Origin of the sequence: Pseudomonas sp. W2Aug9 (genome assembly GCF_023127755.1) — a bacterium.
Taxonomy (GTDB): domain Bacteria; phylum Pseudomonadota; class Gammaproteobacteria; order Pseudomonadales; family Pseudomonadaceae; genus Aquipseudomonas; species Aquipseudomonas synxantha_A.
Map to the genome: position 1 here is coordinate 911,988 of NZ_SPKL01000010.1, position 12,915 is coordinate 924,902.

General features: G+C 60.8%; 13 protein-coding genes. 9 read left to right on the forward strand and 4 right to left on the reverse strand.

Going from position 1 to position 12,915, the window contains the following annotated elements; translation table 11 throughout:
* Positions 1 to 189: 189 nt before the first annotated feature.
* The 6 genes from kdpF to E3O56_RS11125 all read left to right on the forward strand — a co-directional run bounded on the left by kdpF (position 190) and on the right by E3O56_RS11125 (position 8,090).
* Positions 190 to 279 (forward strand): K(+)-transporting ATPase subunit F, encoded by a 90-nt coding sequence (kdpF, locus tag E3O56_RS11100; protein ID WP_003218754.1) that lies wholly within the window; start codon positions 190 to 192, stop codon positions 277 to 279.
* 8 nt (positions 280 to 287) lie between these two features.
* Entirely contained in the window at positions 288 to 1,982 is a 1,695-nt protein-coding gene (kdpA, locus tag E3O56_RS11105; RefSeq protein WP_032877160.1) for a potassium-transporting ATPase subunit KdpA, read from the forward strand.
* Positions 1,983 to 1,994: 12 nt separating this feature from the next.
* The gene (gene kdpB, locus E3O56_RS11110) at positions 1,995 to 4,052 is read left to right on the forward strand and encodes a potassium-transporting ATPase subunit KdpB (RefSeq protein WP_177464404.1); all 2,058 of its coding nucleotides are present in this window, start codon (positions 1,995 to 1,997) and stop codon (positions 4,050 to 4,052) included.
* Positions 4,053 to 4,079: 27 nt separating this feature from the next.
* Positions 4,080 to 4,625: a potassium-transporting ATPase subunit KdpC gene (kdpC, locus tag E3O56_RS11115; protein WP_228309570.1), complete on the forward strand. Its 546-nt coding sequence runs from the start codon at positions 4,080 to 4,082 to the stop codon at positions 4,623 to 4,625.
* A gap of 77 nt (positions 4,626 to 4,702) precedes the next feature.
* The gene (locus tag E3O56_RS11120) at positions 4,703 to 7,354 is read left to right on the forward strand and encodes a sensor histidine kinase KdpD (protein WP_248128213.1); all 2,652 of its coding nucleotides are present in this window, start codon (positions 4,703 to 4,705) and stop codon (positions 7,352 to 7,354) included.
* 46 nt (positions 7,355 to 7,400) lie between these two features.
* Positions 7,401 to 8,090, forward strand: a complete 690-nt coding sequence (locus E3O56_RS11125; protein ID WP_078820683.1) for a response regulator — start codon at positions 7,401 to 7,403, stop codon at positions 8,088 to 8,090.
* A gap of 163 nt (positions 8,091 to 8,253) precedes the next feature.
* Here E3O56_RS11125 and E3O56_RS11130 read toward each other — a convergent pair whose 3' ends face one another.
* The gene (locus tag E3O56_RS11130) at positions 8,254 to 9,291 is read right to left on the reverse strand and encodes a patatin-like phospholipase family protein (protein ID WP_216090938.1); all 1,038 of its coding nucleotides are present in this window, start codon (positions 9,289 to 9,291) and stop codon (positions 8,254 to 8,256) included.
* 205 nt (positions 9,292 to 9,496) lie between these two features.
* Between E3O56_RS11130 and E3O56_RS11135 the strand changes: the two genes are divergently transcribed.
* The 3 genes from E3O56_RS11135 to E3O56_RS11145 all read left to right on the forward strand — a co-directional run bounded on the left by E3O56_RS11135 (position 9,497) and on the right by E3O56_RS11145 (position 11,468).
* Positions 9,497 to 9,775 carry a hypothetical protein gene (locus E3O56_RS11135; RefSeq protein WP_005786355.1) on the forward strand — a complete coding sequence of 93 codons (279 nt, stop codon included), beginning with the start codon at positions 9,497 to 9,499 and terminating at the stop codon, positions 9,773 to 9,775.
* Between the two features lie 44 nt (positions 9,776 to 9,819).
* On the forward strand, positions 9,820 to 10,581 hold the full coding sequence (locus E3O56_RS11140) for a CHAD domain-containing protein (RefSeq protein ID WP_248128214.1): 762 nt from the start codon (positions 9,820 to 9,822) through the stop codon (positions 10,579 to 10,581).
* 89 nt (positions 10,582 to 10,670) lie between these two features.
* Positions 10,671 to 11,468 carry a thioesterase family protein gene (locus E3O56_RS11145; RefSeq protein WP_056846423.1) on the forward strand — a complete coding sequence of 266 codons (798 nt, stop codon included), beginning with the start codon at positions 10,671 to 10,673 and terminating at the stop codon, positions 11,466 to 11,468.
* Positions 11,469 to 11,474: 6 nt separating this feature from the next.
* Here the strand turns inward: E3O56_RS11145 and E3O56_RS11150 are convergent, their stop codons facing one another.
* The 3 genes from E3O56_RS11150 to E3O56_RS11160 all read right to left on the reverse strand — a co-directional run.
* Positions 11,475 to 11,837, reverse strand: coding sequence for an Mpo1-like protein (locus E3O56_RS11150; protein ID WP_248128215.1), 363 nt, complete (start codon positions 11,835 to 11,837; stop codon positions 11,475 to 11,477).
* A 123-nt stretch (positions 11,838 to 11,960) separates the two neighbouring features.
* Positions 11,961 to 12,386, reverse strand: a complete 426-nt coding sequence (locus E3O56_RS11155) for an Imm50 family immunity protein (RefSeq protein ID WP_103733589.1) — start codon at positions 12,384 to 12,386, stop codon at positions 11,961 to 11,963.
* Positions 12,383 to 12,915 (reverse strand): HNH/endonuclease VII fold putative polymorphic toxin (locus tag E3O56_RS11160; protein ID WP_248128217.1); only part of this gene is annotated, 533 nt, incomplete at its 5' end. The genes E3O56_RS11155 and E3O56_RS11160, both read right to left, overlap by 4 nt.

Genomic DNA, 12,915 nt, shown 5'->3' on the forward strand with positions numbered 1-12,915 from the left:
CGATTTGCTCGCGATCATTAACCTGGCACCTTTGGATGGTTACCCCATAAGGCCCCCTGTAAACCCCGGATAAACCCACTCTTTACGCCATCTTTACGCCTCACCCAACGCCTTGCTCTCGTTCCTTTACACCCCTCCTAGGGACAATGCCCCCACACGCGGCAATCGCCGCAAGACGGGGAAATTTCCATGAGCGTTCTGGACGGAGTGTCACTGCTATTGGCCGTGGCGCTGTTCATTTATCTGCTGGTTGCGCTGTTACGCGCGGATCGGAACTAGGAGCGGCTATGCACAGTTATGACTATTGGCTGATCATCGCCTTCTTTGCCGTGGTACTGGTGCCGGCGCCGTTTTTGGGGCGGTTCTACTACAAGGTGATGGAAGGCCAGCGCACGTGGTTGACGCCGGTGTTGGGGCCTGTCGAAAAGGTCTGTTATCGCCTTTCGGGCGTGGACGCGCAGCAGGAACAGAGCTGGCAGAAATACATGCTGGCCTTGCTCGCGTTCAACCTGGCGGGCTTCTTGTTGTTGTTCTCGATCCTGTTATTCCAGGGCTCCCTCCCACTGAACCCGCAGAAGTTGCCGGGCCAGGAATGGACCCTGGCGTTCAACACCGCCGTCAGTTTCATGACCAATACCAACTGGCAGAACTACAGCGGTGAGGCGTCCCTAAGTTATCTCAGCCAGATGGCCGGCCTCACTGTGCAGAACTTCGTCAGTGCGGCGACCGGTCTCGCCGTCCTGGTCGCCTTGTGCCGTGGGATCGGGCGCAAATCTGCCCAGACCTTGGGCAACTTCTGGGTCGACATGACGCGCGCCACCCTCTACGGCCTGCTGCCGTTGTGCCTGGTGCTCGCACTGTTCCTGGTGTGGCAGGGCGTGCCGCAAACCTTCGCCCACTATGTTGACGCCGTCACGCTGCAGGGCGTGGACCAAGTGATTCCCTTGGGCCCGGCGGCCAGCCAGATTGCGATCAAGCAACTGGGCACCAATGGCGGCGGCTTCTTCGGGGTGAACTCGGCGCATCCGTTCGAAGACCCGACAGCCTGGGCCAACCTGTTCGAAGTGGCCTCGATCATTCTGATCCCGGTGGCGTTGGTATTTACCTTCGGCCACTACGTCAAAGACCTGCGTCAGAGCCGGGCGATCCTCGCGTGTATGCTGGCGCTGTTCCTGATCGGCGGCGCGACGTCGCTGTGGTCCGAATACCAGCCCAATCCGACCTTGAACAACCCGGCCGTGGAGCAAACCGCACCGCTGGAGGGCAAGGAAACACGCTTCGGTACCACCGGCACCGTGCTGTGGTCGGTGACCACTACCGCGGCATCCAACGGCTCGGTCAACGGTATGCAGGACAGCCTCAGCCCGCTGAGTGGGATGGTGGCATTGGTCAACATGATGGTTGGCGAAGTGATCTTTGGCGGCGTCGGTGCTGGCATGTACGGCATGCTGCTTAACGTACTGATCGCGGTGTTCCTCGCCGGCCTGATGATCGGCCGCACGCCGGAATATCTGGGCAAGAAACTCCAGGCCAAGGAAGTGCAATTGCTGGTGGTGACCCTGCTGGTCATGCCGGTCGGCGTGCTGGTGTTGAGTGCCATCGCCGCCAGCCTGCCGGGCCCGGCGGGCGCGATCAGTAACCCTGGCCCCCACGGCTTCAGTCAGTTGCTTTACGCCTACACCTCGGCCAGTGCCAACAACGGTTCGGCGTTTGCCGGCCTCGGTGCCAACACCGCGTTCCATAACCTGATGCTCGGCCTGGGCATGTTGATCGGCCGCTTTGGCTACATCCTCCCGGTGCTGGCTCTGGCCGGCAGCCTGGCGATGAAGAAGGCCGCACCGATTGGCCAGAACAGCTTCCCCACCCATGGCCCGCTGTTCGTGACCTTGTTGACCGTGACCATTTTGCTGGTGGGCGGCCTGACTTTCCTGCCGACGCTGGCGCTTGGGCCTATCGCTGAACATCTGAGCATGGGCTTCTAAAGGGACATGAAAATGAATATGCCTGCAAAAAACGCGGCCCCGGTCAAAACCCAGGAGCCTGCCAAAACCGCCATCTCGGCGCTCTGGCGCCCGGCGCTGGTCCAGGCTTTCGTCAAGCTCGACCCACGCCAACTGCAACGCTCGCCGGTGATGCTGGTGGTCGAACTGACCGCCATCCTCACCACCGTATTGTGCTTTGTGCCCGATACCACCGTGCCCACCTTTGTTGCGGTGCAAATCGCCGTGTGGCTGTGGTTCACCGTGCTGTTCGCCAACTTCGCCGAAGCCCTGGCCGAAGGCCGCGGCAAGGCCCGCGCAGACAGCCTCAAGGCCGGCAGCGAAGGTTTGAGCGCCCGGCGCCAGGAGGCCGATGGCAGCTTCAAGGTGGTGCCGGCCACCAGCCTGCGCAAGGGCGATGTGGTACGTGTTGCCGCGGGGGAAATGATCCCCGGTGACGGCGAGGTCGTCGAAGGTATTGCGGCGGTCAACGAAGCGGCGATCACTGGCGAATCCGCCCCGGTCATCCGCGAGTCCGGCGGTGACCGCTCAGCCGTTACCGGCAACACACGGCTGGTGTCGGACTGGCTGCTGATTCGCATCACCGCCAACCCTGGTGAGTCCACGCTGGATCGCATGATTGCGTTGGTGGAAGGCGCCAAACGCCAGAAAACCCCCAACGAAGTCGCGCTGGATATTCTGCTGATCGGCCTGACCCTGATCTTCCTGCTGGTAGTGGTGACCTTGCAGCCGTTCGCGCATTTTGCCAATGGCAGCCTGCCTCTGGTGTTCCTGGTCGCACTGCTGGTGACGCTGATTCCCACCACCATTGGCGGCTTGTTGTCCGCCATCGGGATTGCCGGCATGGATCGCCTGGTGCGTCTCAATGTGATCGCCAAGTCCGGTCGCGCCGTGGAAGCGGCGGGGGACGTGCATGTGTTGCTGCTGGACAAGACCGGCACCATTACTTTTGGTAACCGTCGTTGCTCGGCCGTGGTCGCGGCGCCTGGCGTCAGCGGTCGGGAATTGGCTGAAGGCGCGCTGCTGGCATCCCTGGCCGATGACACGGCGGAAGGCAAATCCATCGTTGAATACCTGCGTGCCTTGCACCCGCAGGCCGAGCCAAGCCTGGATGAATTGACCGCCGTACCCTTCAGCGCCGAGACCCGATTGTCGGGTGTCGACTATCAGGGCCGCGTGTTCCGCAAAGGCGCCGTGGATTCGCTGCTGGCGTTTATCGGCCAGCAACGCAGCGAGCTTTTACCTGCGCTGTCGCGGGAAATCGACAAGATCGCCCAAAGCGGCGGCACCCCATTGCTGGTCTGCGCCGATGGCAAATTGCTCGGTGCGATCCATCTCAAGGACGTGGTCAAGCCCGGCATCCGCGAGCGGTTTGCCGAGTTGCGCAAGCTGGGCATTCGCACCGTGATGGTCACTGGCGACAACCCCCTGACCGCCGCCGCGATTGCGGCTGAAGCGGGTGTGGACGATGTGCTGGCCGAGGCCACGCCTGAGAAAAAACTTGCGCGTATTCGCCATGAGCAGAACGACGGCCGCCTGGTTGCCATGTGCGGCGACGGCGCCAACGATGCCCCTGCGCTGGCCCAGGCTGACGTCGGCATGGCCATGAACGACGGCACCCAGGCCGCACGCGAAGCGGCCAACATGGTCGACCTCGACAGCGACCCGACCAAGCTGCTGGACGTGGTGCAGATCGGCAAGGAATTGCTGGTAACCCGTGGCGCGTTGACGACCTTTTCCATCGCCAACGACGTGGCCAAGTACTTCGCAATCCTGCCGGCGCTGTTCGCCTCGATCTACCCGCAACTGGGCGTGCTCAACATCATGCACTTGCAGAGCCCGCAGAGCGCGATCCTCTCGGCCATTGTGTTTAACGCCTTGATTATCGTGGTGCTGATTCCCCTGGCGCTGCGCGGTGTACGGGTGCAAGCGGCGAGTGCGGCGGCCTTGCTGCGGCGCAACCTGCTGATTTACGGCCTGGGCGGGCTCTTGGTGCCGTTCGTGGGTATCAAAGCCATCGACATGCTGCTGACGGCGCTGCACCTGGTTTGACCTGTCTGATTTATTGAGGATTTGACTATGACAAACATCATCCGCCCCGCCCTGAGTCTGCTGGTACTCATGACCCTGATCACCGGCGTCGCCTACCCGCTGGTGGTCACGGGCGTGGCGCAAGTGGCCTTCCCCGATCAGGCCAATGGCAGCCTGGTGCACGACGCCAGCGGCAAGGTGCGCGGCTCCAGCCTGATCGCCCAGGACTTTACCGGCGACAGCTGGTTTCATCCACGCCCGTCAGCAGGAGCCTTTGCGACGGTGTCCAGCAGTGCCAGTAACCTGGGCCCCAGCAATCCGGCCTTGGCGACTCGCATAGTCGAGGATGCCGGCAAACAATCAGTGCCTGGCCAGGGCCCGGTGCCACTGGCCTCGCTGACGACCTCCGGCAGCGGCCTTGATCCCCACTTGCCACCGCAGGCGATTGCCTATCAACTGGCGCGAGTGGCAGCTGCGCGCAATGTGCCGGTGGCGACCTTGCAGCGGTTGCTGGATGAGCACATCGAAAGCCCGTTGGTAGGGCCGCCGGTGGTAAACGTCCTGGCCCTCAACATGGCCCTGGAAAAACTCTGAACCCCTGTGGGAGGGGGCTTGCCCCCTCCCACAGTTGATCTTCATTGACCTGAAAATACCTGCCTGAAGGAACCCGTATGAGCGACTCCGGCCGCGCCGATGCCCTGTTAGCCGATCTGCCCCGGGCTGGCCGTGGCCGGCTCAAAGTCTTCCTCGGCGCCGCGCCCGGCGTGGGCAAGACCTACGCCATGCTCCAGGCGGCCCACACCCAGTTGCGCCAAGGCGTAAGCCTGATTACCGGTGTGGTCGAAACCCACGGCCGCGCCGAGACCGAAGCCTTGCTCAGCGGCCTGCCGCAACAACCGCTGCTACGCAGCGAGTACCGTGGCGTAATGCTTGAAGAAATGGACCTCGACGGCCTGCTCGCCGCCAAGCCCAAGCTGGTGCTGGTAGATGAACTGGCCCACAGCAACGCCCCCGGCAGCCGTCATGAAAAGCGCTGGCAAGATATTCAGGAATTGCTCGCGGCCGGTATCAATGTGTTCACCACGGTCAACGTCCAGCACCTGGAAAGCCTCAATGATCAGGTGCGTGGCATCACCGGCGTGCAAGTGCGCGAAACCCTGCCGGACTGGGTGCTGCAAGAGGCCGACGAACTGTTGCTGATCGACCTGCCATCCCGCGAACTGCTCGAACGCCTGCGTGACGGCAAAGTGTATGTGCCCGAACAGGCGCGTGCGGCTATCGATGCGTTTTTCACCCAGACCAACCTAATGGCCCTGCGCGAACTGGCGATGCAAACCGCCGCCGCCCACGTCGACGATGATCTGGCCCAGGGCTATCGCCAACTCGGACAGGCCGCGCCGGCGGTACGTGGGCGTTTGCTGGTGGGCGTGGATGGCGATGCGCAAGCCGAACGCCTGGTGCGTCATGCCAGTCGCGTGGCCCAGCGTCGGCATTTGCCTTGGAGCCTGGTGCACGTCGACAACGGCCGAGCGCGGGATGAGCAATCGCGCCTGCGTCTGCAGAACGCCCAGCAACTGGCGGAGCGGTTGGGCGGCGAAGTGGTGTTACTGCGGGCCGGGGAGGTCGCCAAGACCCTGATCCAGCACGCCGCCGAACGCCGTGCCAGCTTGTTGCTGGTGGGGCAGTCGCGGATGCGCTGGCGCCGGCGCTTGTTCGGTGGTGGCTTGGCGGCGCGGCTGTTGCGCAATGCCCGTGGCCTGGAAATCAACGTCCTCGACAGCGATGACATTCCGGCGGCGCCACGCTTGCCGGATGTGCGCGGGTTAGTGTGGTTCGATTACGCTTTGGCGGTGGTTGCCACGGTGGTTGCTGCGGCCGTGGCTTGGGCCGTGTCCAGTGTGTTGCCGCTGCCGAATATCTCGCTGGTGTTTCTCGCTGCCGTATTGCTGGTGGCGGTGCGCAGCAGCCTGGGGCCGTCGCTGGTATGCGCGGCGCTGTCGTTCATGACCTACGATTTTCTGTTTATCCCGCCGAACTTTTCTTTCGCCATTCAGCGCGAAGAGGATGTGCTGACCCTGCTGTTCTTCCTGCTGATGGCAGCCCTGACCGGCAACCTCGCCGCGCGCCAGCGCCGCCAGCTGCAGGCGTTGCGCGATACCCAGGAAGAAACCAGCGAGCTGCTCGACCTGTCGCGCAAGCTCACGGCGGCCACCGATCGCCAAGCCGTGATCAGCGCCGCCGCCCACCATCTGCAAGGCTGGCGCGATCTTGACTTGTGTCTGGTCAATCGCGACGGTCAGGGCGGCTGGACGGTCGAGACCGGTGGCCCGCTGACCCTCACCGAAGCCGAACGCGCTGCTGCCGATTGGGCCTGGCAGCATGATCAGCCTGCCGGTATGGGCACCGGCACCTTGCCGTTCGGACGTTGGTGGTGGTGGCCGTTGTCGGGTGAAGAGGGGCCGCTGGGCTTGCTCGGTGTCAGCGCCAAACCGGGCCTGGAGTTGAGCGGGCAACGCCGACGTTTGCTCACTGCCTTGAGCCAGCCACTGGCCCAGGCGCTGGCGCGGGCGCAGTTGGGGCAAGAGTTGGAGTCGGCGCGTCTGCACGGTGAAACCGAACAACTGCGCAGCGCCTTGCTGGCGTCGGTGTCCCACGATTTGCGCACGCCGTTGACCTCCATGCGCGGCAGTATCGATAGTCTGCTGGCCCTCGGCGAAGCCATTCCCATGGAGGATCGTCGCGAATTGCTTGAAGGCACCCGTGATGAGGCCGAGCGCCTGGACCGCTATATCCAGAACCTGCTGGACATGACGCGGCTGGGCCACGGCGCGCTGAAACTGGCGCGCGACTGGGTGTCGCCCGGTGATATCGTCGGCAGTGCCCTCGGGCGTTTGCGCGCGGTGCTGGCGCCATTGCAAGTGAGCACCGAGGTGCCGTCGGAACTGCCCTTGTTGTATGTGCATGCGGCGTTGATCGAACAGGCATTGGTCAATGTGCTGGAAAACGCCGCCCGGTTTTCGCCGCCCCAGGGTCGCTTGCAGTTGCGCGCTGGCGTGCAGGATGAGCAGTTGTTTTTTGCCGTGGCGGATGAAGGGCCGGGGATTCCCGAGGAGGAGCGTGCGAAGATTTTCGACATGTTCTATACCGCTGCCCGCGGTGATCGGGGCGGGCAGGGCACCGGCCTTGGCCTGGCGATCTGTCAGGGCATGGTCGGTGCGCATGGTGGGCATATCAGCGTGGCCGATGGCATTGATGGGCGGGGTACCTGCATCACGTTGTTTCTGCCGCTACAATCTCAACCTGGCTTGGACACTGACCTTTGAATGGCTCCTGAATGGGGTGATTCTTTAACGAATTTTGACGGACACCATGAGCCAGACCGCGACGATTCTCGTCATAGATGACGAACCGCAGATCCGCAAATTCCTGCGCATCAGCCTGGCCTCCCAGGGCTATAAGGTGATCGAGGCCGGCACCGGCAACGAAGGCCTGGCGCAAGCGGCCCTGAACAAACCGGACCTGCTGGTGCTCGACCTGGGGCTGCCCGACATGGACGGCCAGCAGGTGCTGCGCGAGTTTCGCGAGTGGTCGACGGTACCGGTGCTGGTGCTGTCGGTGCGGGCCAGTGAAGGCCAGAAAGTCGAGGCTCTTGACGGTGGCGCCAATGACTACGTGACCAAGCCCTTCGGCATCCAGGAATTCCTCGCTCGGGTGCGTGCGTTGTTGCGTCAGGCACCGGCGGGAGAGGCCCAGGAAGCCGCCTTGAATTTCGGCCCGCTGACGGTGGACCTGGCTTATCGCCGCGTGCTGCTGGACGGTGCCGAAGTGGCGCTGACCCGCAAGGAGTATGCAGTGCTGGCGCAACTGGCCCGGCATCCGGGGCGGGTGATTACCCAGCAGCAATTGCTCAAGGACATCTGGGGCCCGACTCACACCGAAGACAGCCATTACCTGCGTATCGTGGTGGGGCACCTGCGCCAGAAACTGGCGGATGACCCGACGCAGCCACGGTTTATCGTGACCGAGGCGGGGGTGGGGTATCGGTTGCTGAATGCTTGAGTTTTTGTGGGAGGGGGCTTGCTCCCGATAGCGGTGGGTCAGTAACAGATCTACTCACTGACCCACCGCTATCGGGAGCAAGCCCCCTCCCACATTTTGAGTGTATTCACAGATTAAAATGTGGGGCTTGCCCGCGATGAGGCCATCAGCAACACCCACGCGCTCAACTCTGCTCACTCTCATACCGATCCAACGTATCACTGGCGATCTCCCGCCCCAAGGCGATCAGCTCCGGCGCCTTGTAGAACTCGAAGAACCGGCACACTCGCTTCGGCACGTTGATCAGCACATCTGGCGGGTAGCCTGCGATCTTGTACTGCGCCAATGAGGTTTGCATCACCTCGAAACTCTGGTTGATCAGGTCCAGCAGCGACGCAGGCCCGACGTTATCGATGATGAACGAGCCGGTCGCCGACTTCGGTGCGCCGGCTTTTTCCGGCGCGGCAGCGGGTTGCTGGGATTCGGGTTCAGCCGACTCCAGCCACGGGTTGATCTCTGCTGCCTGGGCCTGCAAGGCTTCCTGTTCGAGCTTCATCAACTGCTCGGCCTGTTTGCGGCGAAATGGCAGGTGCGATCCGAGTGACTTGGCCAGGCTGTTGAAGCGGCTTTTGAACGCCGGCGGGCGCTGGATCACCGGCAACTGATAGTGCTTCTGGTTGGTGGCGTTGAGGTTGACCGCGATGATCAAGTCACAGTGGCTCGACACCACCGGCACAATGGGTAGCGGGTTGAGCAGCCCGCCGTCCACCAGCATCCGATTGCCTTGCATCACCGGGGTGAACAGGCTTGGGATCGCCGCCGATGCGCGCATGGCCTGGTGCAGGCAGCCTTCCTGAAACCAGATTTCCTGTTGGTTGGTAAGGTCGGTGGCCACGGCGGTGTAGGGGATGCGCAGCTCTTCGATATTGATCTCGCCGACGATTTTGCGAATCTGCCCGAAAACTTTTTCGCCACGAATCGCACCCAGGCGAAAGCTCACATCTACCAGGCGCAATACGTCGAGGTAGTCCAGGCTTTCGATCCAGTTTCGATATTCGTCCAGCTTGCCTGCGGCATAGATACCGCCGACCACCGCGCCCATCGAACAGCCGGCGATACAGGCGATGTCATAGCCGCGTCGTTCGATTTCTTCGATCACCCCGATATGGGCGTAGCCCCTGGCTCCCCCGGAGCCCAGCACTAAGGCAACACGTTTTTTCATGTCCCAGTCCTTCGCAAAACAGGTGCCCACAATGCACCCATCCGGGGGGCGGCTTCAATCTTCGGTTATTTTTAGAGGATAACCTTTGCGCTCGGGTATGCTCTGGCAATAGGTACGACCGATTTCAGGCTAGGGACAAGGCACTTTTCCCTGTGGGCAACGTCTACAGGCTACGAATGATTTTGCTTATTTTGAGGTGTCATCAATGAAAGCCTGGATGTGTGTGCCTGTGATCGTGCTGGCCTTGGCCGGCTGTGCCGGCAAGACGGCCTACCGCGACAGCTGCGGTTCCCAATTGGATGCCGCCTGGAAAGAACTCGATCTGGCCAAGGCTGAAGGTTTTGCTGGCACCGTGAGCTACTCCAAGGCTCTGTCGCTATTGACTGGCGCCAAGACCCAGCAGCAGTTTGAAGCGTTTGAAGGGTGCTCCAACAAAGCCCAGAAGGCGCGGTTCTATATTCGTGAGTCTCGCGCCGGGCGTTGACCTGTAGCGGCGAGTAGGATTATTCATTGGAAAGTGAGGGCAGGATGTCAGCGTTGGTCAATCAGTTAGTCGCCCAGGTCATAGGCCTGGAAGTAGGGTTACTGAGCTGCCAGGCTCGCCTCGCCGCCGTCACTGACGATGAAGCCCTGCATGATTTGCGCACCACTGTGCGGCGCTTGCGCAGCTTGTTGCGGTCTTTGCGCGGGCTGCCCGGTGTGGAACAGCTTGAATTGGCCGCCAGTACGGTTGGCCAATTGACCACGCCGCTGCGTGACCGCGAGGTCCTGGCGGCGTATCTGCATCAGCACGGTTATCACGAGGCGGCTGATCGGCGCCTGCGCCTGCAACCCGAGGCCTATCGTCATGTGGCGCAAAGCCCGGAACTGGCGCACCTGTTACTGATTCTGGATGCATTCCCACGCTTTATTCGCGCCTCCCAGCACCAGAAACTGCTCAAAGGCCTGCGCCCGCGCATCGAGAAACGCCTGGCCAAGCAATGGCAGAAACTCGATGAAGCCCTGAAGGATCCCGAGCATGATCGCCACCGCCTGCGGTTGCTGATCAAGCGCGTGCGTTACGCCGCCGAGGCTTACCCCGAACTGGACAAGCTATCCCCCAACGCCATGTCGCGATTGAAGAAAGCCCAAAGCGCCCTGGGCGACTGGCATGACTGCTGGCAGTGGCTGGCCCAGGCCGGGCAGCAGGCGGATCTGCAACCCTGCGTTGCCATCTGGCAGCGCACCATGCTCAAGGCTCAAGGGCAGGCTGACCGTGTGCTGGACAAACTCAGCGCCGATTGTTTTTAACGCGGTCCGGCTTTTGGCCGGAATGGGCGGTGTGCCGGTCCGTCTCGATGGTTAAGATTCCCCATCGATTTTCTTGATGTGAGGTCGCCATGCGCTTTAGTGATTTGCTCGACGCTGCCCGAAGCAACCCGTTGGACGTCACCATTCCTGCCGAATGGGCTCAGGGCCGTGCCACCTTTGGCGGCCTGGTCGCCGCCCTGCAATATGAGGCCCTGCGCGCGCAGGTGCCGGCGGATCGCCCCTTGCGCTCCCTGGCCATCACCTTTGTCGGCCCGGTCGCGCCGGATGTGCCCGCCAGTTATCAAGTCGAAGTGTTGCGCGAAGGCAAGGCCGTCAGCCAGTTGCTCGGCCGCGTGGTGCAGAACGGCGAAGTGGCGACCCTGGTCCAGGCCAGCTTTGGCGCGTCTCGAGCATCGGAAATTGACGTGGCGAGCGAAGCTCCGCCGGTATTCAAACATTGGGATGAATGTCAGGAGTTGCCCTACATCAAGGGCGTCACCCCTGAATTCATGCGCCATCTGGCGATGCGCTGGAGTGTCGGCGGCCTGCCGTTCACCGGTAACAAATCCCGCGACATGGGCGGTTGGGTACGGTTGCGCGGGGATGTGAAAGAAGAGCCACTGACCGAGGCGCATATCCTCGCCCTGGTCGACGCCTGGCCGCCGGCCCTGCTGCCACACCTGAAAAAGCCTGCGCCAGGCAGCACTCTGACCTGGACCATCGAGTTCATCCAGCCGCTGCAAGACCTGACCACCCTCGATTGGTGCCAATACCACGTCAACATCGAACATGCCCGCGACGGCTACGGCCATGCGGCCGCTGCGCTGTGGAGCCCGACCGGCGAGTTGATCGCCCTCAGCCGCCAGACCGTGGTGGTGTTCGCCTAAGCCCCTTCAGTGGTGGTGACGTTGCCGCCAGGCACGCCACCAGCCACCGCTCAACACAAAGCGCGGGAAGGTCACGAACTGCTCGACAACAAGGCGTTGCACCGCATCTTTACGGTCGCTGAACGGCTCACTGGCCTGGGCTTCCAGGCTGTGGCCGTGACGCTGCAACGCCAGGCCCGCCACGATGCCGACCACACCGATAGTCAAGCTGGCCAGGCTCAGGCTGAACACCCCTGAAACGATCAGCAGGAAACCGACGATAAACAGCGGCACGGCAATCAGGTGCAACGCCAGGTTGGTCGGGTGCTGATGGTTTTGTGGGTAATGACGCCATTGCCAGGCGGGGAGATTGGGGTGACGTTTGCCCATGATCGTGAGTCCTCTGTCCGTTGGAACAACTTGGACAGAGTTTAGGTGGGGTGGGCCGGGTCGGCGAATTGACGTTCGCTATAGCATTCATAGGAACGGTTGCGTAAATCACGTTTTTGATTTTTATAGAGTATTGTCTGCCCAGTCATAGTCTCCTGGTTCGGGGCTATTTATATAAACTGTCGGCCCTTCCATGGAGAGCCACTTGGCTTTGAGTTCAATAGAAGCGTTTTTTGAGTTTGCGGTGAGAAAAAAGTACCCGTTTTCTCGCTTTATATTTATTCTGAAAATCTCCCTGCGCGGGAGATTTACTATTTTTAAGTTGCTGATTTCGGAACAGCTCAGTGCAATTCTGCACGTGTTATATCCTTTGTTCTTCCATTTTTCAGGCAACACATCAGGGAAGTCTGGTATGTCAAAACCTATTCCAAAAGAGGGTTGGTCATTTTCTATGCCCAGTGAATGAATGTAAGCTTTGCCGATTTCAATTGGTTGGCTAAACACTTTGTTAAAAAATATAGTCCCGTCAAGATCGTTCCAGTGTTTCATTTTTTATCCTTGAATACGTAATGGTCTTTTGTTCCCGGAACGCTGCCGGTTCGCGGTGTATCAAATGGACGCAGATTGAAGTGAGCGCCTTGATTGCCCACTCCGTTTGGAGCGCCGAATTTATGCCCGGCTGAATGGTCTTGTATTAACACCTTGGATCCATCAGCCCTCGTATATTGGTAGACCCTCGTGTGAATAGGTTTTCCCGAGCTATCTAAAATTGCTTTTTCGTTTATGTCTGACATTTTCACAATGCTGTATTGTTTCTTTATGCCAGACCTCGGGGCGGTAATTACATCAGGTTGTTGTGCCATCGGTATATTGGCGTCTCTTTTTGCTTCGCGGAACGCTCCTTTACGAGATATATTAGGTACTTCAGGTTCAACAGGTATAGCGCAGGTTGGGTTTTTCTTTACTGAGCCAGTGCAGCTAGCATTTAGTCCAAGGGGATCCACCCAACCCGTAGGATTGGGCACGTACTGGTACGCGTTGATCCCGCCCGCCAACTTCACCGGGTCCGGCGTCAGAT